This window comes from Nocardioides aequoreus (genome assembly GCF_000720335.1).
Taxonomy (GTDB): Bacteria; Actinomycetota; Actinomycetes; order Propionibacteriales; family Nocardioidaceae; genus Marmoricola; species Marmoricola aequoreus.
This window is the reverse complement of record NZ_JOJN01000003.1, coordinates 130952-150706: the sequence shown is the minus strand read 5'-3', so window position 1 is coordinate 150706 and position 19755 is coordinate 130952. Positions and strand designations below refer to the sequence as shown.

The window sequence follows — 19755 nt, the reverse complement described above, 5'->3', positions numbered from 1 at the left end:
GTCGCATGCTCGACGACGACGCACGTGCCCGGCTGAGCGACCGTCTCGAGGCGCTCGCCGCCGACGGTGTCTCCGGCACGGTGCTGCTCGCGGAGGCCGGGAGCCCGGTGGTGCAGCACTGCCTGGGCCTCGCCGACCGGGCCAACGGCCTGCCCGTCACCCCCCGCACCCGCTTCCAGACCGCCTCGGTCACCAAGATGCTCACCGCCGCCGCCGTGCTCGACCAGGTCGGGCACGGCCGGGTCGGCCTCGACACCCCGGTGCACGAGGTGGTGCCGGCCGACCGCGCCCCGCGCGACCTCGACCGCCGGGTCACCGTGCACCACCTGCTCAGCCACACCTCGGGGATCGCCGACTACTTCGAGGAGGACGAGGAGCTCCCCAACGCCGGCACCGACTACGGCGCGCTGTGGCGCACCACCCCACCCGGCAGCGTCGAGCGCCCCGTCGACTTCCTGCCGCTGTACGCCGACCTCCCGGCGTACGGCCCGCCCGGTGAGACGTGGCGCTACTCCAACGCCGGCTACGTGCTGCTCGGCGAGCTGCTCGAGCAGCTGACGGGCCGTCCCTGCACCGAGGTGGTCAGCGAGCGGGTGCTCCGGCGGGCCGGCACGACCGCGAGCGGCTTCGACCGCTCCGACGACCCCCGCCCCGACGCCGCACTCCACTACCTGCCCTCGGGGCGCACCAACGTGCACAGCGTGCCGGTCGTCGGCGGCGGCGACGGGGGCTGCGTGCACCCCGCCCTCGACCTGGTGCGGCTGTGCCGGGCGATCGCCGACGGCAGCCTGCTCGGTGACCTGACCGCGGCGGCGCTGCAGCGTCACGCCGACCTCGGCGACGGCTTCGCCTACGGCTACGGGCTGGTCCTCCACCCCGACGGACGCTTCGGGCACGGCGGCGGCGACCCGGGCGTCAGCGCGGTGGTCAACCACTGGCCCGACCGCGACCTCACCGTCGTGGCGCTGTGCAACGTCGAGGAGACCGAGGAGCGCGACCCCGCCTTCGCGCTGCGCGACGCGGTGCTCGAGGAGGCCGGCGTCGTCGCGCCGTAGCCAGGAGCGGTGGGCTCAGGATCAGGGGTCAGGGGATGACGAGGAGCTTGCCCACGGTCCGGCGTCCCTCGAGGTCGGCCTGGGCCCGCGCCGCGTCGGCGAGGGGGTACCGGGCGCTGATCGCGACCGACAGGGTCCCGTCGCGCAGCCAGCCGAAGACCCGGCCGGCCCGGTCGAGGAGCTCCTCCCGCTCGACGACGTGGTCGACGACCGTCGGTCGGGTGAAGAAGAGCGAGCCGCGTGCGCTGAGCGTCTTGGCCTCCACCGGCGCCGGCGCGCCCCCGGCCTGGCCGAAGACGACGTAGGTGCCCCGTCGTCCGAGGCTGTCGAGGCTCGCCTGCTGGGTCGGGGCCCCGACCCCGTCGTAGGCGACCCGCACGCCGCGGCCGTCGGTCAGGCGGGCGACCGTCTCGGCGACGTCCTCCCTGATGTAGTCGACGGTGTGCCGGGCACCGGCGGCGCGCGCGACGGCGGCCTTCTCGGCGGTCGAGACGGTGCCGATCACGGTGGCGCCGAGCGCGACGCAGGCGCGGGTGAGCAGCTGCCCCACCCCTCCGGCCGCGGCGTGCACCAGCACGTGGTCGCCGGCCTGCACGCGGTGGGTCGCGTGCGTCAGGTACTCCGCGGTGATCCCCTGCAGCATCACCGCGGCCGCGGTCTCGTCGTCGATGTCGTCGGGCACCGGCACGCAGCGCTCCGCGGGCACCACGACGCGCTCGGCGTAGCCGGCACCCGGCACCATCAGCCAGGCGACCCGGTCGCCGACCGCGGGCGACGCGACGTCGTCGCCCACCGCGACGACCGTGCCCGCGCCCTCCGAGCCGGCGACGAAGGGGGGCTCGAGCGGGTAGACGCCGCGACGCTGGTAGACGTCGATGTAGTTGACCCCGGCCGCGGCGACGGCGACCAGCACCTCACCCCGCCCGGGTGCGGGGTCCGGGAGGTCGCGCAGCTCCAGGACGTCGGGCTCGCCGAACCGGGTCACGACCAGAGCTCGCATGCGGCGATGCTGCCACGCTCGCCGGCACCGGGGACGCCCTAGGGTGGCCCCGTGCCTGACTACGGCCACGACCTCCGCTTCGGGCTCTTCCCCACTCCCGCCGCCTCGGCGCCCGACCACGTGCTCGAGCTGGCGCAGCTCGCCGAGGTCTCCGGCCTCGACCTCGTCGCGGTGCAGGACCACCCCTACCAGGCCGCCCACCTCGACGCGCTGACGCTGCTCTCGGTCATCGGGGCCCGCACCACGACCATCACGGTGGCGCCCGACGTGGCCAGCCTCCCGCTGCGCCCGCCCGTCGTGCTCGCCGGCTGGGCCGCCTCGCTCGACCTGCTGACCGGCGGCCGGGTCGAGCTCGGCCTGGGAGCGGGCGCCTTCTGGGACGCGATCGTCGCCGCGGGCGGACCGCGGCGCACCCCCGGCGAGGCGGTCGACGCGCTGGTCGAGGCGGTCGCGGTCATCCGGGCGTGCTGGGCGGGGGGCAGCGTGCGGCTCGACGGCGACCACTACGCCGTCCGCGGGCTGCGGGCGGGCCCGGTGCCCTCGCGCCCGCTTCCCCTCTGGCTCGGGGCCTACGGCCCACGGATGCTGCGGGTGACCGCCGACGTCGCCGACGCCTGGATCCCCTCGATGGGGTACACCGACCCGCCGGCGCTCGGCGACCTCAACGCACGCATCGACGAGCGGGCCACCGCCAACGGCCGCGGCCCCCAGGCGGTGCGGCGGATGTACAACGTCGTCGGCCGCTTCGGCACCGGTCGCGACTTCCTGCAGGGCACGCCGGCCGACTGGGCCGAGCAGCTCGCCGGGCTCGCCCTCGACGAGGGCATCGGCACCTTCGTGCTCGGCACCGACTCCCCCGACGACGTCCGGCGCTTCGCCACCGAGGTCGCCCCCGCCGTCCGCGAGCAGGTCGAGGCCGAGCGGGCGCTGCGGTCGGGCGCCGCAGCACCGCCGGTCGAGCCACCACTGCCGGTCGAGCTCGTCGAGACCCGCCCCGCGGCCGACGACGGGGCAAACGACGGGGCCTGGGACGAGTCGACGCGGCCGCGCTACCCGGTGCCGCCGGGAGCGACGTACACCCCCCAGGGGCTGGCCACCGCGCGCCACCTGGTCGAGGTGCACGACGCGCTGCGGGCCGAGCTCGACCAGCTGCGCGACGTGGTCGACCAGGTACGCCGCGGGCTGCTGCAGGTGGGGCAGGCGCGCTCCACGATCAACACCATGACGATGCGGCAGAACAACTGGACCCTCGGTGCCTACTGCGAGTCCTACTGCCGGATCGTGACCGGCCACCACACCCTGGAGGACCGCTCGATGCTGCCTCACCTCGCCTCCCGCGACCCCGCGTCGGTGCCGGTGGTGGAGCGGCTCGAGGCCGAGCACCACGTGATCCACGACGTGCTCGAGCGGGTCGACCAGCGGCTGGTCGCGCTGGTCTCCGCGGCCCCGCGCGACGCCTCCGCCGCCCTGGAGGCGCTCTCGAGCGAGGTCGACCGCCTCACCGACACGCTGCTCTCGCACCTGCGCTACGAGGAGACCGAGCTGCACCACCCCCTGGCCGTGCACGGCATGGTGGGGGCATGAGCGCACCCGCAGGCGACGGCACCCGGTTCGTCGGCCTCGACCTGGCCTGGGGCTACCGGCGCCCCACGGGGGTCGCCGTCCTCGACGACGCCGGGCGGCTCGTCGAGGTCGCCTCCGTGCGCACCGACGAGGAGATCCTGGCGCTGGTCTCGCCCTACGCCAGCGGCCCCTGCGTCGTGGCGGTGGACGCACCGCTGATCGTGACCAACCCGACCGGCAACCGGCCCGCGGAGCGGGAGCTCAACGCCGACTTCGCCCGCTTCGACGCCGGCGCCCACCCGAGCAACACCGCCAAGCCGGAGTTCGCCGACGGCACCCGGGGCGGTCGTCTCGCGGCGCGGCTCGGGCTCTCGCTCGACCCGGCGCGGGGTGCCAGCCACGCCCTCGAGGTCTACCCCCACGCCGCCACGATCGCGCTCTTCGGCCTCGGCCGCACCCTGAAGTACAAGCAGAAGACCGGCCGCGACCTGGAGCTGCTGCGCGGCGAGCTGCTCGCGCTGATGGGCTTCGTCGAGGGGCTCTCGGACGCCGAGCCCGCGCTGCAGCTGCAGGGCACCGGCTGGCAGGCGCTGCGCACCGCCGCCGAGCAGGCGACCCGCAAGGCCGACCTGCGCGTGGTCGAGGACCAGGTCGACGCCGTGGTCTGCGCCTACGTCGCGCTCTTCGCCACCCGCCGCCCCGACGACGTGACGGCGTACGGCACGCCCGACACCGGCGTCATCGTGACGCCGACGCTCCCCCCGGACCTCGAGCCGACGCCCCGCGGCGACCGCGAGCCGGTCTCCTCGCCGACCGACCCGCTGGAGGCGGTGGCGGAGTACGCCCGGCGCCGACCCAGGCTGCTGGCCGCCGAGCCGGTCCTCGCGGCCCGGGTGACCGACGTGCTCGACGACGGCGGCATCAACTACCTCTCGGTGACCAGCCGGACCAAGACCGTGGCGTCCTTCGCCGAGAAGGCGCAGCGCCGCGGCCCCGAGGGGGAGCGGCTCTACCCCGACCCGATGACCCGGATCACCGACCAGGTCGGGCTGCGCGTGATCACCTACGTGCACGCCGACGTCGCCGCCGTCGCCGAGCTGCTGCACGACCAGGCGCGGGTGCTCGAGGACCGCGACTGGGGGCGCGAGACTGCGGGCGAGGGCCGCTTCGGCTACGCCAGCCGCCACCTGCTGCTGGCCTTCGACGACGACGAGGCCACCGAGGGGCTGATCGCGCAGGTGCAGATCCGCACCGTCCTGCAGCACGCCTGGGCCGAGTTCGAGCACGACATCCGCTACAAGGGCACGGTGCCGCCCGAGCACGCCCGCGACTTCGACCGGCGCTTCACCCTCGCGGCCGGCCTGCTCGAGCTCGCCGACCAGGAGTTCGCCACCATCCGCCGCACGCTGCGCGCCGTACCCCCGCCGCCGGCGGCGCACCCCGACAGCATCGAGCCCCGCGAGCTCGCCGCCTTCCTCGCCGGCCAGTACGACGACGCCGGCTGGTCGCGCACCGACCACTACGCCTGGATGGCCGACCTGCTGCGCGGCCTGGGCATCACCTCGCTGAGCACCCTCGGCGAGACGCTGCGCTCGGTCGACGACGACGAGATCGCCGCCCGGATGGACTACCGCTACCCGCCCGGCGCCGTACGCCGCCTCGACGACGCCCTGCTGCTCTCCCACGGCGAGGACTACGTCGCCCTGCCCGACAACGCCCACCGCGTCGAGCGCCTCCGGGAGCGGTTGGCGCGGCTGCGGGGCGGCTGAGGGGCCAGCTGAGGGGCCGGCTGCGGAGGCTGCCTCAGTCGGCCACGTCGACGTGCACGTGGTCGCGGTGCTCCAGGATGGCGGCCACCTCGGGCGAGCGGCCGGAGGTGTCGGGGGTGTAGTCGCGCCAGCCCTGCACCGCGCGGCGGGCGGTCCAGATCCGGCCGTCGAAGATCACCGTCTCGACCGCCAGCCGGTCGGCGTGGGCGACGAGGTAGTGCGCGGTGGCCCAGCCGCGCCGCAGGTTGGCCTCGTCGACGGGGCGGTAGAAGATGTCGACGGCACGGCCGTCGTAGTGCGCGGAGCCCGGCATGTGGCCGTCGCTGACCCCGCCGGGCGCGAAGCCGCCGAGCTGCTGGTCGCCGAAGGCCTCGAGGACGTCGGCGCGCACGGCGGCGGCGCGACCGGTCAGGCCGCGCTCGTCGAGCCCGTCGGGCTCCGGCTCGTCGGCCCCGCCGGCCAGGCAGGTCAGCGAGCCCGGTCGAGCCCCCTTGAGCGCGGCGGCGACGGCCGCGGCGTCGTCCTCGTCGAGCTCCAGCTCACCGGTGAAGGCGGCCGTGGTGGTGCGCTGCGGCAGGTCGAGCCGCATCGAGCGGGCGGCGACGGAGGCCGCGCGCTCGGCCTGGTCGGCGTCGAGGCCGACCTCGGTGTCGCCGACGCGCACCGTGCAGTCGGGCACCCCCGGCACCGCGCGACTCAGCAGCTCGGGCCGCTGCAGCGCCACCAGCAGGCCGGCGACCAGGCCGGCGGCGAGGACGACCGCGACGACCGGCAGCACCGGCACGGCTCGGCGGGCGGGCGGACGGGCGGGCATGCCGCCAGTCTCCGGAGTCCTCCAAGCCGCTCGCGGCGGCCCGAGGGGCGACCACCGCTCGGCTAGCGTGGCAGCACGACGAGGGAGGTCACCATGTTCGGTTTCATCATCGCGGGGCTGGTCATCGGAGCGCTCGCGAGGCTCTTCAAGTCCGGCAGGCAGGACCTCGGGATCCTGGCGACCATGGGGCTGGGGATGGTCGGCTCGATCATCGGCGGCACCATCGCCTGGGTGCTCGGCACCGGGTCCATCTGGGAGCTCAACATCCTCGGCTTCGTCCTGGCCGTCGTCGCCTCGGTGCTGCTGGTCGGCACCGCCGAGGCCCTGACGGGGAGCCGGCGCAAGCAGCTCGGCTGACCCCGGAGGTGGGGCGGGATCAGCCCCAGGCGTCACGCACGGCGTCGACCTCGTCGGCCGCCTGGCGCAGGCCCGCTCGGGCGGCGTCCGCGCGCTTCGCCGGGTCGAGCACGTTCTTTCCGATGTCGGCCAGCGCCTGCGCGTCGGGGCTGACCACGGCGGTGTGCCGCGCCCCGGTGCGCGCCAGCTGGGCCGGGATCGAGGAGCGCTTGGTCAGCGCCTGCGGCAGCGGCGCCAGGACGACGACGCGGTCGGCGCCCTTGGCGAGGTCGGCGTTGGCGGTGGAGCGCACCCCGCCGTCGACGTAGTGGCGGCCGCCGATGGTGACCGGCGGCCACACGAGCGGGACGGCGCAGCTCGCCGCGACGGCGTGCACCAGGTCGGCCGGGCCGCCGGGCTCGAAGCTGACCGGCTCCCCCGACTCGGCGTCGACGGCCGTCACCCGCAGGTCGCGCTCGGGCCAGTCGCCCAGCCCGATGCGCGAGCGGATCACCTCGACCCGGCGGTCGTCGCCCGGCGGGTGCGCCCGCATCGCCAGCCGGCCCACGCGGGCCCGCTTGCGGGCGCCGGAGCCGGGCAGCAGCAGGGGCGGCAGCATCCGCAGCAGCGTCAGCCGCGAGAGCGACGCCCCGATCTCCCGGTCGGCGGGCTCGAGCTGCGCGGCGTACAGCTCCTCGACGCTCAGCCCCGAGGTCACCTGCGCCCCGACGACCGAGCCGGCGCTGGTGCCGACGACCGTGTCGGCCCCGACCAGGTCGACCCCGGCCTCCTGCAGTCCCTTGAGCAGGCCGAGCATCCAGGCGATGCCGGTGATGCCGCCGCCACCGAGCACGAGCGCACGCGTCTCCACGCGGGCAACCTACGGGTGGGGCCGCCCCGGGCTCACGCCGGGCTGGGCGTCAGCAGCTGGTCGACCGGGGCGTAGTCGTCGGTGAGCACCTGCGCGCCGTCGATCCACGCCGTCAGCGCCTCGCCGTCGATGATCCGCCACGGCACCCCCTGGTCCTCGAAGCCCGCCTCGACCGCCGCCAGGTCGAGCGGCGCGTCGGAGGCGACGGCCACGAGGTTGCCGCCCCCGCCCGGCCCCCGGTCGAGGGTGTAGGGGTCGGCCGCCAGCGCCACGTGGTCGAAGACCTGGCGCAGGGTCGCGAGCTCGGCACGGGCGAAGCCGAGGGGGTCGTAGTCGATCAGGTTGGCGGCGTAGACGCCGTCGTCGGTGAGCACGCGGCGTACCTCACCGACGGCCTCGCGCGTGGTCAGGTGCCAGGGCACGCTGACGCCGCCGAAGGCGTCGCCGACCACGAGGTCACGGCTGTCGGTGGCCACCGCGGCGATGCCGGTGCGGCCGTCCTCGACCCGCACCTCCAGCTCCGGGCCGGTCTCCAGCCCGAGTCGCTCCCGGTCGACGGCGACCACGCCACCGTCGATCTCGGAGACCACGCTGGTGGTGCCGGGCCGGGTCGTCGCGAGGTAGCGCGGGAAGGTGAGGCCCCCGCCGCCCAGGTGGTACGCCGCCAGCGGCTCGCCCGCCGGGAAGCTCGCCTCGGTGACGCCGGCCAGCGCCTTGACGTAGGAGAACTCCAGGTGGGTGGGGTCGTCGAGGTCGACGTAGGAGTGGCGCAGCGTGTCGAGCACGAGCGTGCGCCCGCCCTCCCGCACGGGGTCGGCGACCACCGACGCGCAGTGGTAGGTGGTCTCGGCGTCGCAGTCGCTCGGCGCGAGCACCCCGACGAGGGAGGCACCCAGCACCACGGCGGACGCCGCGAGCGGGAAGCGACGGCGGATGCCGAGCTCGGTGACCACGGCCGCGACCAGCAGCGCCAGGCCGAGCCCGACCATGATGCCGGTGACCGGCACCCGGCTGATCAGCACGAAGCCGGTGACCACGGTGCCGAAGATCGCGCCGGCGGTGCCGAGTCCGGAGAGCCGGCCAACCACCGTGCCGGTCTCGGCGAGGCTGCTCAGCATCAGCTTGGTCACCATGGGGGTGACGGCCGAGAGCAGCGCGCCCGGCACCACGATCGTCAGGCCCGCGACGAGGAAGAGCACCGACCCGTCGCCGGTGGCCCCGGCCAGCCGCACCGCCATCGGCGTCAGCGCGGCCACCGCTCCCGAGACCGCGAGCAGCGGCGCCAGCGTGCGGCGCGGGTCGACCACGTCGGCCGCGCGGCCGCCCAGCCAGGAGCCGAGCGCGATCGCGGCCAGGGCCGTGCCGATCACGATGGTGTTGGTCTCCAACGTCAGCCCCAGGTAGGGCGCCAGCAGCCGCAGCGCCACCAGCTCCACCACGAGCACCGCCGCGTTGGAGCCGAAGACCAGGGTGGCGGCCGCCCACTGCGCCAGGTCCTGGGGCAGGGAGGCGCGGGGCTCGTCGGTCACGCGCCCGATCCTCTCAGCCGGGGCCCAGCCCGCTCAGGCGGGACGCCGCGGCTCGCGGGCGCTCGGCACGACCAGCGCGCTCGGGACCAGCACCAGCGCGACGACGAGCAGCGCCCGCAGCGTGCCGACGTGGTCGGCGACGAACCCCAGCAGCGGCGGGCCCGCGAGGAAGGCGGCGTACCCGATCGTGGAGACGACGCTGACCCGGGCCGCGGCCCGGCGGGGGTCGTCGGCGGCGGCGCTCATGCCGACCGGGAAGCCCAGCGAGGCGCCCACGCCCCAGAGCAGGATGCCGGCGACGACGAGCGCGGGGTGGCCGCCGTACACGATCAGCAGGACGCCGCCGCCGGCCGCGGCCATCGTCGACCACAGCACCGGCACCCGGCCCCAGCGGTCGAGCAGCAGCGGGCCCAGGAGACGGCCAGCCGTCATCGCGGTGACGAAGACGGCGAAGCCGGCGACCCCCACCCAGTGCTCCACGTCGTAGCCGTCGACCAGCGCGAGCGCGAGCCAGTCGTTGGCGGTGCCCTCGGTGAGGGCCAGGGCCAGCACCATCAGCCCGATCAGCAGGGTGCGGGGCTCGGTCCAGGCGCTCCACGCCGACGGCCGGGGGCCGTCGTCCTCCACGGGGGGCACGTCGGGCAGGAAGGCGCGGGTGACCCAGAGCAGCGTCGCCACGGCGAGCACCGACAGCACCGGCAGGTGACCGAGCACCGGGACGCCGACCGCGATGGCCGCGGCGCCGAGACCGGAGCCGGCCACGGTGCCGAAGCTGAAGGCGGCGTGGAAGCGCGGCATCACCGTGCGGCCCAGCTCGCGCTCGACCTGCGCGCCCTCGACGTTCATCGCGACGTCCCAGAGGCCGGTGCCGGCACCCGCGACGAAGAGGGCGAGGGCCGCCAGCGGCACCTGCTCGGCGACCATCGCGAAGGCCACGGCGACCTGGCCGACGAGCAGGGCCAGGCCCGAGACCCGCGTGACCGCACGGGTGCCGAAGCGGGCGATCACCGTGCCGGCCGCGGGCATCGCCAGGATGGAGCCGGCCGCGAGGGCGAGCAGGAGCACGCCGAGCTGGGAGTTGGTCAGCTCGAGCGAGTCGCGGGCCTGCGGGATGCGCGAGACCCAGGTGGCGAAGAGCAGCCCGTTGAGGAAGAAGGTCACGCCGACGGCGTCCCGCGCGGCACGGACGTCGGGTGCGGTTGCGGTGGTCACCGCACCAGGGTGCTGTACCGCGCCAGACGTCGCGCCACCGGGCTGTCGGTGGCGGTGTCTAGCGTGCGGCCATGAGCGAGCCACGCCACCTCCACCGCAGCGCCGAGCTCAAGGGCGCCACGATCGACGCCTCCGACCTCGGCGGCGCCACCGTCACCGGGAGCGACCTGCGCGGCGTCACGGTCCGGGAGTCCTACCTCGACGGCCTGCGCATCGTCGGGAGCGTGCTGGGGCGGATCGAGATCTCCTCCTTCGCCGGGGACCCCGCCGAGGTGGTGGTCGAGGGGGTGGGGGTCTGGCAGCTCGTCTCCGACGTCCTCGACCAGCGCCACCCCGAGCGGGTGCAGCTGCGCGCCGTGCGCACCGCCGACGACCACCGGGCGATGTGGGCCACGGTCGAGCGGCTGTGGGAGGAGCTCTACGCCGAGGCCGAGCGGCTCCCCGACGACGTGCGCCGCACGCGGGTGGCCGGCGAGTGGTCGCTGGTCGAGACGGTCCGCCACCTCGTCTTCGCCGTCGACGGCTGGCTCGGGCGGATGCTGCGCGGCACCGAGCAGGCCTACCACCCGGCCGGCATCCCACCCACCGACTTCCCGGCCGAGCACTGGACCACCATCGGCCTCGACCCCGCCGCCGACCCGACCTGGGAGGAGGCGGTCGAGGTCCTCCGCGGCCGGCAGCACGACGTCCGCGCCGAGCTCGCGTCCCTGACCGACGAGCAGCTCGCCGAGTCGCGCACCATCGCGATCGCCCCGCCGGTGTGGGGCGAGGAGACTGCGACGGTCGCCCAGTGCTTCGGCGTGATGCAGCGCGAGCACGTCGACCACCTGCGCTACGCCCGTCGCGACCTCGCCACCCTCCGGGGCACCTAGACCGACGAGCTAGGCCGTGAGCTAGGCAAGGAAGGCGATCAGCAGGACCATCGGCAGCGAGACCACCGAGGCGATGCTGGTCACCATCGTCATCGACTTCAGCGCGCCCGAGGTGGTCAGGCCGAGCAGCGACTTGAACATCCAGAAGAAGTTGCTGTTGACCGTCAGGGCGAACATCGCGCCCGAGGCGATCGCCAGGCCGATGGCGATCGGTGCCACGTCGATGGAGCCCAGCACCGGTCCGATGATGCCCGCCGCGGTGATCGCCGCGACCGACACCGAGCCGATGGCCAGGTGCAGCACCGCGGCGATGAACCACGCGAGCAGCACGCTGGTGACCACCGCCGCGCCCTCGCTGGCGGAGAAGAGCCCGGCGAGCGTGGCGTCCATGCCGGTGGCCTCGATCACCGCGCCCAGCGAGCCGCCGATGCCGGTGATGAGCAGGATCTCGCCCGTGGTGTGGAAGCCGGTGGACAGGGCGTCGTCGGTGCGCTCGCGACCGCTCGCGGCGCGGGCGAGCACGTAGGCGCCGAGCAGGCCGACGAAGAGCGCCACGTTGGCGTCGCCAAGGAAGGCGATGAGCCCGTTGGAGAAGTCGAGCAGCTCGGCGAAGGCACCGAAGGCGATCATGAGCAGCGGGACCAGGATCGGCAGCAGCGAGACCAGCAGGGGCACGTCGACGTCGTCGCGGTTGGCGGCCTCGCCGGGGCCGGTGCCCGCAGTCCCCACCTCAGTGGCCTCCTCGAGGTGCATCGGGTCGTCCGGGTCCTCGTCCTTGGCGGGGTCCCAGTAGCGGGTGCGCAGCAGCAGCGTGAAGAGGTAGGTCGTCACCAGCGCGGTCAGCGGGCCGAGCACCACGCCGTACAGCAGCCAGGTGCCGAGCGGCACGTCGAGCAGGCCGGCGATCGACACCGCGGCCAGGCCGGGGATCACGAAGACGTAGCCGGAGAAGATGCCCGTGCCGATGGCGCCGGCGAGCTGCGCCAGGCCGCGCGGGCCCATGTGCGGCGCCGACGACCGCGCGATCGGCGAGGCCAGCACCACCTGCACGTCGACGTAGATCGAGGGGAAGACCGTCGAGAGCGCCGCGGTCAGCGCGTAGGGCAGCCGGTGGGCGCCGACGACCCGCAGCAGCGCGCGCACCAGCTTGCGGAAGGTGCCCAGCGAGTGCAGCAGCGCGCCGATGAGCACGCCGAAGCCGATGAGCAGCCCCACCTCGGCCATGATCGAGCCGAAGCCCCCGGTGATCGCCGCCAGCGTGTCGGCGAAGCCGACCCCGGCCGCGAGCCCGAGGTAGAGGCACGCGATGACCAGCGAGATCACCGGGTCGACCTTGACCCAGATGATCAGGCCGACCACGATCACGATCGCGACGGCGGTGTGGACGACCTCCACGGTGACCTCCCTGCTCGAGTGCGCTCACCCTAGGGGTGCGGCCACCTCGGGCTCAGCGCGCGGTGCGCCGCAGGGTGAGGGCCGACCGACCGTCGACCGCGGTCAGCGCCAGCATCACGATCCCCGTCGCCCTGGCCGTCGGGCTCAGTAGTGCGCGACGTCGGCGAAGCGGGAGAGGTGGCCCTGGAAGGCGACGACGACGTCGCGGGTGGGGCCGTTGCGGTGCTTGGCCACGATGATGTCGGCCTCGCCGGCGCGCGGGGACTCCCGCTCGTAGGCGTCCTCGCGGTGCAGCAGCATCACGATGTCGGCGTCCTGCTCGATCGAGCCGGACTCGCGCAGGTCCGACATCATCGGCCGCTTGTCGGAGCGCTGCTCGGGGCCACGGTTGAGCTGCGAGAGCGCGATCACCGGCACCTCGAGCTCCTTGGCGAGCAGCTTGATCTGCCGGGAGAACTCCGAGACCTCGACCTGGCGCGACTCGACCTTCTTGCCCGAGGTCATCAGCTGCAGGTAGTCGATGACGATGAGCCGCAGGCCGTGGCGCTGCTTGAGCCGCCGCGCCTTGGCCCGGATCTCCATCATCGTCATGTTGGGGCTGTCGTCGATGAACATCGGCGCCCCCGACACCTGCCCCATCTTGGGCCCCAGCTTGGCCCAGTCGTCGTCGCTCATCGGGCCCTTGCGGAGGTGGTTGAGCGGCACCGCCGCCTCGGCCGAGAGCAGCCGCATGGTGATCTCGCTCTTCGACATCTCCAGGCTGAAGATGACGCTGGTCATGTTGTTGTGGATCGACGCGGCGCGGCAGAAGTCGAGCCCGAGGGTCGACTTGCCCATGGCGGGACGGGCCGCGACGATCACCATCTGCCCGGGCTGGAAGCCGTTGATCAGGTCGTCGAGGTCGGCGAAGCCGGTGGGCACGCCGTTGACGCTGCCGTCGTGGTTGGAGATCGCCTCGATCTCGTCGAGCGTGGGCTCCATGATCGCCGAGAGCGGCAGGTAGTCCTCGGTGGCCCGCTTCTCGCCGATCGCGTAGACCTCCTGCTGCGCGACGTCGACCACGTGGTCGACCTCGCCCTCGCCGGCGTAGCCCATCTGGGCGATCCGGGTGCCGGCGTCGACGAGCTTGCGGAGGATCGACTTCTCTCGCACGATCTCGGCGTAGAAGGAGGCGTTGGCCGCGATCGGCACGCCGCTGTGGAGCGTGAAGAGGTACGGCGCCCCGCCGATGCGCTCGAGCTGCCCGCGGCGCTCCAGCTCGGCCTTCACCGTGACGGGGTCGGCGGGCTCGCCCCGGCCGTAGAGGTCGGTGATGGCGTCGTAGACCATCTCGTGCGCCGGCTTGTAGAAGTCGGCGCCGTTGACGACCTCGTTGACGTCGCCGATGGCGTCCTTGCTCATCAGCATCGAGCCCAGCACGCTCTGCTCGGCCTCGAGGTCCTGCGGGGGCATCCGGCCGGACCAGTGCTCCTGGTCGCCGCCCTGCCCACCGGTCGGGTCGCCGAAGCCCGAGTAGGACGAGAGGTCCTGCCGCTCCCAGCTCTCGGTGGTGCTCACCGCGCTCCCTCCTGCCTGCGTCACGCCGTGCCGAACCGGTGTCCTCACGCGCACGCTAGGGCCGCCCACCGACAGCCTCGCGCGACCGGACGTGGGAGCGTCGGCACCTCGGGCTCGCGGCCCTCGGCCGCCCGCCCACCAGTCCCGATCGGGACCCGAGAGTCGGACCATAGGCTCCGGTCGCGCCACGCGCCAAGCCCGGAATCCACAGCAACCTGTGGACAAGTCTGTGCATCGTGTGGAACACGCCGCCAGGCATGTGCACCGCCTGGTGACGACGCTGTGGACAACGTCGGGGAGAGTCGGCCTGATCGGGCGCTGACCTGCGGATTCCGTGGTCATGGGGGTGTGGACGAAGAATTGTCGGCCAGCAGTTGTTCACCTGTTCGTCATGTGGAACGACGGCGTGACTTTGTCGACATTGCGTGATGGGAGCCGATGAACCCACAGGTTCGGCGAGTTATGCACAGCTTGAGGTTGGCCCCGCCGGGTCTGGCGCCGGGCACCCCGGTCGTGCTAACCGCGGTCGGCGTTGCGTAGCGTCGACGCGGTGAGGGGACGCCGCCTGCGGGACCGGGAGCGGCGACTGCAGGACCGGGAGCAGGACCGGGAGATCCTCCGCCTGGCCGTCCCCGCCTTCTTGGGCCTGGTCGCGGAGCCGATGTTCCTGCTGGCGGACGCCGCGATCGTCGGCCACCTCGGCACCCCGGAGCTCGCCGCGGTCGGCGTCGCCTCGGCCGTGATGGGCACGCTGGTGAGCCTGTGCGTCTTCCTCGCCTACGGCACCACGGCGTCGGTCGCACGCCAGCTGGGCGCGGGCAGGACCCGCGAGGCGCTCACCCAGGGCGTCGACGGGCTGTGGCTCGCGACCGGCATCGGCGTGGTGGTGACCGCGGCGACGGTGCCCGTGTGCCGGCCCCTGGTGCGGCTCCTCGGGCCCGGGCCGCAGGTGGAGGACCTGGCCGTCGACTACCTGCAGGTGGCGCTCCTCGGCGCGGTGCCGCTGCTGCTGATGCTCGCCGCCACCGGCGTGCTGCGCGGCCTCCAGGACACCCGCACCCCGCTCGTGGTCGCCGTCGCGGCCAACCTGCTCAACGTGGCGCTCAACCTGGTGCTCGTCTACGGCGTCGGTGCGTGGGACGGTCTCGGCCTGGTCGGCTCCGCCGTCGGCACCCTGGTGGCCCAGCTCGCCGCCGCCGCCGCCCTGGTCGGCGTCGTGGTGCGGAGTGCCAGGCTCGAGCAGGCCCCGATGCGACCGGACCGGCGCGGCATCGTGCAGGCCGGCCGCGCCGGCGTACCGCTCATCGTGCGCACCCTGCTGCTGCGGGCCTCCCTGCTGGTGATGACGTACGCCGCCGCGCGCTCCGGCGACGCCGAGCTGGCGACGATGCAGCTCGCGCTGACCCTGTGGACCTTCCTGGCCTTCGTGCTCGACGCCGTGGCCATCGCCGCCCAGGCGCTGACCGGCCGCTACCTCGGCGCGGCCGACGTCGACGGCACCCGAGCCGTGACCCGGCGCATGGAGCAGTGGGGCTGGGGCAGCGGCCTGGTGACGGGGCTGCTCGTGGCCGCCGCGGCCCCGGTGGTGGGGCACCTCTTCACCAGCGACCCCGCCGTGCTCGACCTGCTGCTGCCGGTGCTGCTCGTGGCCGCGGTCACCCAGCCGGTCGCCGGCATCGTCTTCGTCCTCGACGGGGTGCTCATCGGTGCGGGCGACGCCGTCTACCTCGCCTGGGCCCAGGCGGCCTCGATCGCCCTCTTCGCCCCCACGGCGTGGTGGCTCGGCCAGCAGCAGCTCGGACTCACCTGGCTCTGGGTCGCCTTCGGCGTGTGCTTCATGGGCACCCGGGCCGTGACCCTGATCGCCCGTGCCCACGGCGACCGCTGGATGCGGCTCGGCGCCTGACCCGAGGCGCTCAGCGGGTGACGAGCTCGCCGCTGCCCGGGTCGACCACGATCTCCCTGGCGTCCTGCCGCATCGCGGCCACGACCGCGCTCACGACCGCCCCGGACGACGCCGGGGCCGGGAGCCGAGGCGGCTCCCCGGCCAGCGCCCGCGTCTCCAGCCCGGTGTCGAGGTGGGGAGGACGCACGTCGAGCACCCGCATCCGGCGGCGCTCCTCGCGGCGCACGACGCCGAGCCAGGTCGACAGCGCGCCCTTGGCGGCCGAGTAGTCGGCCATCTGCGCGGTGGGCAGGTCGGCCAGCACCGCGCTCACGACGACCGCCGCGCCACCCTCCAGGTGCGGCGCGGCGGCCCGCACCAGCGCCATCGGGCCGAGCGCGTTGACCGCGAAGAGCTCCTCGGCCACCGCGTCGTCGAGCTCGACCGCACGCCCGAAGCCCGCGACGCCGACGGTCACGACGAGTGCGTCGAGGCCGCCCAGCTGCTCCACGGCACCGGCCACGACGCGACCGCACGACGCGACGTCGACCACGTCGAAGCCCAGCGCCTCGGTGCCCAGCCGGTCCGCGAGGTCCGCCAGGTCCTGGGGCGACCGCCCCGCGGGGACCACCCGGGCACCCTCGTCTCGCAGCGCCGTCGCCAGCGCCCCGCCCAGCGCGCCCGACGCCCCGCACACCAGCACCCTGGCTCCGTCCAGCTCCATGCCCGTGGGGTGCCCAGCGCGCGCCGAGCATCCCCTCGGCGTCGCCGGTCGGTCAGTCCTGCCGCGCCAGGAAGCGCCGGATGGCCTCCCGGGGCCGCTCCCGGATCTCCGGGCCGTGGGTGAAGGCCGCGACCCGGTAGTCGAGCTCGGCGAGCCGGTGCGCGGTGCGCTGGGTCATCGCGAAGTCGCTGCACAGCATCCGCAGCGGCCAGCGCAGACCCAGCACGTTGAAGATGGCGTCGCCGGTGACCAGCACGCCGGTCGGCTCGTGCAGGTACGACGCGTGGCCGGGGCTGTGGCCCGGTGTGTGGACCACGCGCAGACCGCCGGCGACGTCGAGCAGCTGCCCGTCGTGCAGCTCCTCGCCGATCGGGACGCCGGGCATGGCCGGCTGCGGCAGCCGCCGGAAGAGGCGCCCCAGCCGTGACGAGCCGTCGTTGAGGGGCTGGGTGCCGTCGCGCACGTACGCCGCGTCGTCGGCGTGCACGTCGACCGCGCGACCGGTGGCCTCCGCCACATGAGCCGTGCCGCCGGCGTGGTCGGGGTGGCAGTGGGTGAGCAGCAGCCGGGTCACGTCACCGGGACCGGCCCCGATCTCCTCCAGCGCCCGCATCACCCTGGGACCCGACCGGGCGATGCCCATGTCGAGCAGGGTCACCTGGCCGTCGTCGTCGCGGAAGGCGAAGCCGTTGGTGTAGTCGCCGATCAGCCGGATGCGCCACACCCCAGGCGCGAGCCCGACCGTCAGAGGACGTCCCATGAGCGCACCCTAGGCTGTGCGGGTGCTGCCGCTCCAGTGGGTCGCCGCCGGTCTGGTGCTGGTCGTGCTCGACGTCTACGCGGGTGGCTACGACGTGCTGGCCGACTGGGTCGGCTGGCTGCTCGCCCTCGGCGCGGTGCTCGCGCTCCGGGCTCGGCTCGGCTCCGGCCCGGCCGTGGCGGCGGCGGTGTCGCTGGTGGTCGCCGCCCTCGGCTGGGTGCCGGGGCTGCTGCGCGTCGACGACACCTCGCTCGCGTGGGCGCTCTCGCTGCCCCAGGCCGTCTTCTGCGTGCTGCTGGCGCTGCGCCTCGCCGCGCTGCTGCCCGACCAGCAGGGCATCCTCCGCGCCGCCGGCGTCACCAACGCCGTCGTCGCCCTGCTGCCCGTGGTCGTGCTGGGCGGCGGCCTGACCGCAGTGGTCGGCCCGCTCGCCTTCGCGGCCGTCGCGGCCGTGCTCTGGCTGTGCTTCCTGCTGGTCTCGGTCGCGCCGGCCGTGCCCCGCACCCCGGCCGCGTAGACGCTGCCCGCGTCGAGACAGCAGAGGGCCGCCCCCCGTGCGGGGAGCGGCCCTCCGGCTGGGTCGTGCGGAGCGTCAGGCGGAGACGACGTTGAGGTCGACCTGCGCCTCGACCTCGTCGTGCACGCGCACCGTGACGGTGTGGGCGCCGAGCGACTTGATCGGGTTGGTGACCACGATCGTGCGCTTGTCGACCGTGCCACCGGCCTCGGTGATCGCCTCGGCGATGTCGGCGGCGGTGACGGCGCCGAAGAGGCGACCGCCCTCGCCCGCACGGACCTTGACGTGGTACGTCGTTGCCTCGAGCTGCGACTTGATCTCGACCGCGTGGTCGGCGTCGCGCACCGAGCGGGCCTTGCGGGCCGCCTTGATCGAGTCGATGGTCTTCTGGCCGCCGCGGGTCCAGCGGATGCCGAAGCCGCGCGGGATCAGGTAGTTGCGGCCGTAGCCGTCCTTGACCTCGACCACGTCGCCGGCGGCGCCGAGACCCGAGACCTCCTGGGTGAGGATCAGCTTCATCGTCTGCCCCTTCCTCAGCGAGCCGTGGAGGTGTAGGGCAGCAGGGCGACCTCACGAGCGTTCTTGACCGCCGTGGCGACGTCCCGCTGGTGCTGCACGCAGTTGCCGGTGACCCGACGCGCGCGGATCTTGCCGCGGTCGGAGATGAACTTGCGGAGCAGGGTCGTGTCCTTGTAGTCGACGGACGTCGCCTTCTCCTTGCAGAACTGGCAAACCTTCTTCTTCGGCTTGCGCATCACTGCCTTGGCCATTGTGGTGCTCTCCTTCGTTCAGAGCCCGGCTGCTGCCGGAATGGTGGGTGATGGATGGGTTGAGAGGTGGATCAGAAGGGGGGCTCGTCGGAGCCGCCGGCCCAGGGGTCGGCCTGCTGTCCGCCCTGGTTGCCGCCCTGGTTGCCGCCGCCCTGCTGGCCGCCCCAGCCGCCGCCCTGGGGAGCGGACTGGCCGCCACCCTGGCCGCCGCCCTGGGGCGCGGACTGGCCGCCCTGCTGGGGGTTGCTGGCCCACGGGTCGTCGGCGGCCTGGCTGCTGCCGTAGCCGCCGCCCCCGCCGCCACGCTGCACCCGGGCGACCTTGGCGGTGGCGTACTTCAGCGACGGCCCGACCTCCTCGACCTCGAGCTCGACGACGGTGCGGCGCTGGCCCTCGCGGTCCTCGTAGGAGCGCTGCTTGAGCCGGCCCTGCACCACCACCCGCATGCCCTTGGTCAGCGACTCCGCGACGTTCTCCGCGGCCTGCCGCCAGACCGAGCAGGAGAGGAACAGCGCCTCGCCGTCCTTCCACTCGTTGGTCTGGCGGTCGAAGGTGCGCGGCGTCGAGGCGACGCGGAAGTTGGCCACGGCGGCACCCGAGGGGGTGAACCGGAGCTCGGGGTCATCGACGAGGTTGCCGACGACGGTGATGACTGTCTCGCCTGCCATGTGGGGGACTCCTGGGAACGACGTACGGGGCGGGTGCTCGGACTGGGCCCTGAGGCTAGGTGACGACGCCGACGGTGTCAGCGGTCGTGACCGGGCCTGTGGACGGCGGCCGGGCTCAGTGCGCGTCGGGGCGGAGGACCTTGGTGCGCAGCACCGACTCGTTGAGCCCGAGCTGGCGGTCGAGCTCCTTGACCGTGGCGGGCTCGGCCTGCAGCGAGACGACGGCGTAGATCCCCTCGGCGAACTTGTCGATCTCGTAGGCGAGACGACGACGACCCCAGACGTCGACGTTGTCGACGCTGCCACCGTCGTTGCGCACGACGTTGAGGTAGGTGTCGAGCGAGGGCTGGACGGTCCTCTCCTCGAGGTTGGGGTCGAGGATGACCATCAGTTCGTAGGTACGCACGGGAGTGCGTCACCTCCTTCGGACTGGAAGCGGCCACGGCGTGTCCGTGGCA

The 19755-nt window shown here is 74.1% G+C and carries 20 protein-coding genes; 7 read left to right on the top strand and 13 right to left on the bottom strand.

All coding sequences use genetic code 11. From position 1 onward, the window contains the following. Nucleotides 1–5: 5 nt before the first annotated feature. Entirely contained in the window at nt 6–1055 is a 1050-nt protein-coding gene (locus IG63_RS0107150) for a serine hydrolase domain-containing protein (protein ID WP_051706332.1), read from the top strand. A gap of 28 nt (nt 1056–1083) precedes the next feature. Here the strand turns inward: IG63_RS0107150 and IG63_RS0107145 are convergent, their stop codons facing one another. Then, nucleotides 1084–2055 (bottom strand): quinone oxidoreductase family protein, encoded by a 972-nt coding sequence (locus tag IG63_RS0107145; RefSeq protein WP_030483689.1) that lies wholly within the window; start codon nt 2053–2055, stop codon nt 1084–1086. Nucleotides 2056–2106: 51 nt separating this feature from the next. On the opposite strand from IG63_RS0107145, the gene IG63_RS0107140 reads away from it, so the two are divergent. Together IG63_RS0107140 and IG63_RS0107135 are read left to right on the top strand one after the other, a co-directional pair. Next, nucleotides 2107–3639 (top strand): LLM class flavin-dependent oxidoreductase, encoded by a 1533-nt coding sequence (locus IG63_RS0107140; protein WP_030483688.1) that lies wholly within the window; start codon nt 2107–2109, stop codon nt 3637–3639. Then, nucleotides 3636–5387 (top strand): DUF429 domain-containing protein, encoded by a 1752-nt coding sequence (locus IG63_RS0107135; protein ID WP_030483687.1) that lies wholly within the window; start codon nt 3636–3638, stop codon nt 5385–5387. Before IG63_RS0107140 ends, IG63_RS0107135 begins: the two co-directional genes overlap by 4 nt. 34 nt (nt 5388–5421) lie before the next feature. On the opposite strand, the gene IG63_RS0107130 is transcribed toward IG63_RS0107135, so the two are convergent. Continuing rightward, a complete protein-coding gene (locus IG63_RS0107130; RefSeq protein WP_084596794.1) occupies nt 5422–6201 on the bottom strand; it encodes a VldE C-terminal domain-containing protein in 780 nt (259 codons plus the stop codon). Between the two features lie 93 nt (nt 6202–6294). Between IG63_RS0107130 and IG63_RS0107125 the strand changes: the two genes are divergently transcribed. Beyond that, complete coding sequence (locus IG63_RS0107125) at nt 6295–6558, top strand: GlsB/YeaQ/YmgE family stress response membrane protein (protein WP_030483685.1); 264 nt, start codon at nt 6295–6297, stop codon at nt 6556–6558. A gap of 19 nt (nt 6559–6577) precedes the next feature. On the opposite strand, the gene IG63_RS0107120 is transcribed toward IG63_RS0107125, so the two are convergent. Genes IG63_RS0107120 through IG63_RS0107110 form a run of 3 tightly spaced genes read right to left on the bottom strand, consistent with a single transcriptional unit; the run spans nt 6578 to nt 10149 of the window. Continuing rightward, complete coding sequence (locus IG63_RS0107120) at nt 6578–7408, bottom strand: patatin-like phospholipase family protein (protein WP_030483684.1); 831 nt, start codon at nt 7406–7408, stop codon at nt 6578–6580. A 32-nt stretch (nt 7409–7440) separates the two neighbouring features. Then, complete coding sequence (locus tag IG63_RS0107115; protein WP_030483683.1) at nt 7441–8937, bottom strand: fused MFS/spermidine synthase; 1497 nt, start codon at nt 8935–8937, stop codon at nt 7441–7443. Nucleotides 8938–8970: 33 nt separating this feature from the next. After that, nucleotides 8971–10149 carry an MFS transporter gene (locus tag IG63_RS0107110; protein ID WP_030483682.1) on the bottom strand — a complete coding sequence of 393 codons (1179 nt, stop codon included), beginning with the start codon at nt 10147–10149 and terminating at the stop codon, nt 8971–8973. A 71-nt stretch (nt 10150–10220) separates the two neighbouring features. On the opposite strand from IG63_RS0107110, the gene IG63_RS0107105 reads away from it, so the two are divergent. Continuing rightward, entirely contained in the window at nt 10221–11021 is an 801-nt protein-coding gene (locus tag IG63_RS0107105) for a DinB family protein (RefSeq protein WP_051706331.1), read from the top strand. Between the two features lie 21 nt (nt 11022–11042). On the opposite strand, the gene IG63_RS0107100 is transcribed toward IG63_RS0107105, so the two are convergent. Together IG63_RS0107100 and dnaB are read right to left on the bottom strand one after the other, a co-directional pair. Further along, nucleotides 11043–12416: a GntP family permease gene (locus tag IG63_RS0107100; RefSeq protein WP_030483680.1), complete on the bottom strand. Its 1374-nt coding sequence runs from the start codon at nt 12414–12416 to the stop codon at nt 11043–11045. Nucleotides 12417–12560: 144 nt separating this feature from the next. Next, nucleotides 12561–13973, bottom strand: a complete 1413-nt coding sequence (gene dnaB, locus IG63_RS0107095) for a replicative DNA helicase (RefSeq protein ID WP_051706329.1) — start codon at nt 13971–13973, stop codon at nt 12561–12563. 550 nt (nt 13974–14523) lie between these two features. On the opposite strand from dnaB, the gene IG63_RS0107090 reads away from it, so the two are divergent. Next, nucleotides 14524–15879, top strand: a complete 1356-nt coding sequence (locus IG63_RS0107090; protein WP_030483678.1) for an MATE family efflux transporter — start codon at nt 14524–14526, stop codon at nt 15877–15879. A 10-nt stretch (nt 15880–15889) separates the two neighbouring features. On the opposite strand, the gene IG63_RS0107085 is transcribed toward IG63_RS0107090, so the two are convergent. After that, complete coding sequence (locus IG63_RS0107085) at nt 15890–16582, bottom strand: SDR family NAD(P)-dependent oxidoreductase (protein ID WP_030483677.1); 693 nt, start codon at nt 16580–16582, stop codon at nt 15890–15892. 52 nt (nt 16583–16634) lie between these two features. Next, nucleotides 16635–17342 (bottom strand): MBL fold metallo-hydrolase, encoded by a 708-nt coding sequence (locus IG63_RS0107080; protein WP_030483676.1) that lies wholly within the window; start codon nt 17340–17342, stop codon nt 16635–16637. Between the two features lie 22 nt (nt 17343–17364). On the opposite strand from IG63_RS0107080, the gene IG63_RS0107075 reads away from it, so the two are divergent. Further along, complete coding sequence (locus IG63_RS0107075; RefSeq protein ID WP_157210061.1) at nt 17365–17859, top strand: hypothetical protein; 495 nt, start codon at nt 17365–17367, stop codon at nt 17857–17859. Nucleotides 17860–17934: 75 nt separating this feature from the next. On the opposite strand, the gene rplI is transcribed toward IG63_RS0107075, so the two are convergent. From rplI to rpsF, 4 genes are all read right to left on the bottom strand, one after another. Beyond that, a complete protein-coding gene (rplI, locus tag IG63_RS0107070; protein ID WP_030483674.1) occupies nt 17935–18378 on the bottom strand; it encodes a 50S ribosomal protein L9 in 444 nt (147 codons plus the stop codon). A gap of 14 nt (nt 18379–18392) precedes the next feature. Continuing rightward, complete coding sequence (gene rpsR / locus IG63_RS0107065; protein WP_030483673.1) at nt 18393–18629, bottom strand: 30S ribosomal protein S18; 237 nt, start codon at nt 18627–18629, stop codon at nt 18393–18395. A gap of 71 nt (nt 18630–18700) precedes the next feature. Further along, complete coding sequence (locus IG63_RS0107060; protein ID WP_030483672.1) at nt 18701–19297, bottom strand: single-stranded DNA-binding protein; 597 nt, start codon at nt 19295–19297, stop codon at nt 18701–18703. Nucleotides 19298–19412: 115 nt separating this feature from the next. Then, nucleotides 19413–19703, bottom strand: a complete 291-nt coding sequence (gene rpsF, locus IG63_RS0107055; RefSeq protein ID WP_030483671.1) for a 30S ribosomal protein S6 — start codon at nt 19701–19703, stop codon at nt 19413–19415. Nucleotides 19704–19755: the final 52 nt, after the last annotated feature.

What these genes read in the sequence shown, in the direction of transcription:
- IG63_RS0107150 (WP_051706332.1), top strand. Translation starts at nt 6, where the DNA reads ATGCTCGACGACGACGCACGTGCCCGGCTGAGCGACCGTCTCGAGGCG.
- IG63_RS0107145 (WP_030483689.1), bottom strand. Translation starts at nt 2,055, where the DNA reads ATGCGAGCTCTGGTCGTGACCCGGTTCGGCGAGCCCGACGTCCTGGAG.
- IG63_RS0107135 (WP_030483687.1), top strand. Translation starts at nt 3,636, where the DNA reads ATGAGCGCACCCGCAGGCGACGGCACCCGGTTCGTCGGCCTCGACCTG.
- IG63_RS0107130 (WP_084596794.1), bottom strand. Translation starts at nt 6,201, where the DNA reads ATGCCCGCCCGTCCGCCCGCCCGCCGAGCCGTGCCGGTGCTGCCGGTC.
- IG63_RS0107125 (WP_030483685.1), top strand. Translation starts at nt 6,295, where the DNA reads ATGTTCGGTTTCATCATCGCGGGGCTGGTCATCGGAGCGCTCGCGAGG.
- IG63_RS0107105 (WP_051706331.1), top strand. Translation starts at nt 10,221, where the DNA reads ATGAGCGAGCCACGCCACCTCCACCGCAGCGCCGAGCTCAAGGGCGCC.
- IG63_RS0107085 (WP_030483677.1), bottom strand. Translation starts at nt 16,582, where the DNA reads ATGGAGCTGGACGGAGCCAGGGTGCTGGTGTGCGGGGCGTCGGGCGCG.
- IG63_RS0107080 (WP_030483676.1), bottom strand. Translation starts at nt 17,342, where the DNA reads ATGGGACGTCCTCTGACGGTCGGGCTCGCGCCTGGGGTGTGGCGCATC.
- rplI (WP_030483674.1), bottom strand. Translation starts at nt 18,378, where the DNA reads ATGAAGCTGATCCTCACCCAGGAGGTCTCGGGTCTCGGCGCCGCCGGC.
- rpsR (WP_030483673.1), bottom strand. Translation starts at nt 18,629, where the DNA reads ATGGCCAAGGCAGTGATGCGCAAGCCGAAGAAGAAGGTTTGCCAGTTC.
- IG63_RS0107060 (WP_030483672.1), bottom strand. Translation starts at nt 19,297, where the DNA reads ATGGCAGGCGAGACAGTCATCACCGTCGTCGGCAACCTCGTCGATGAC.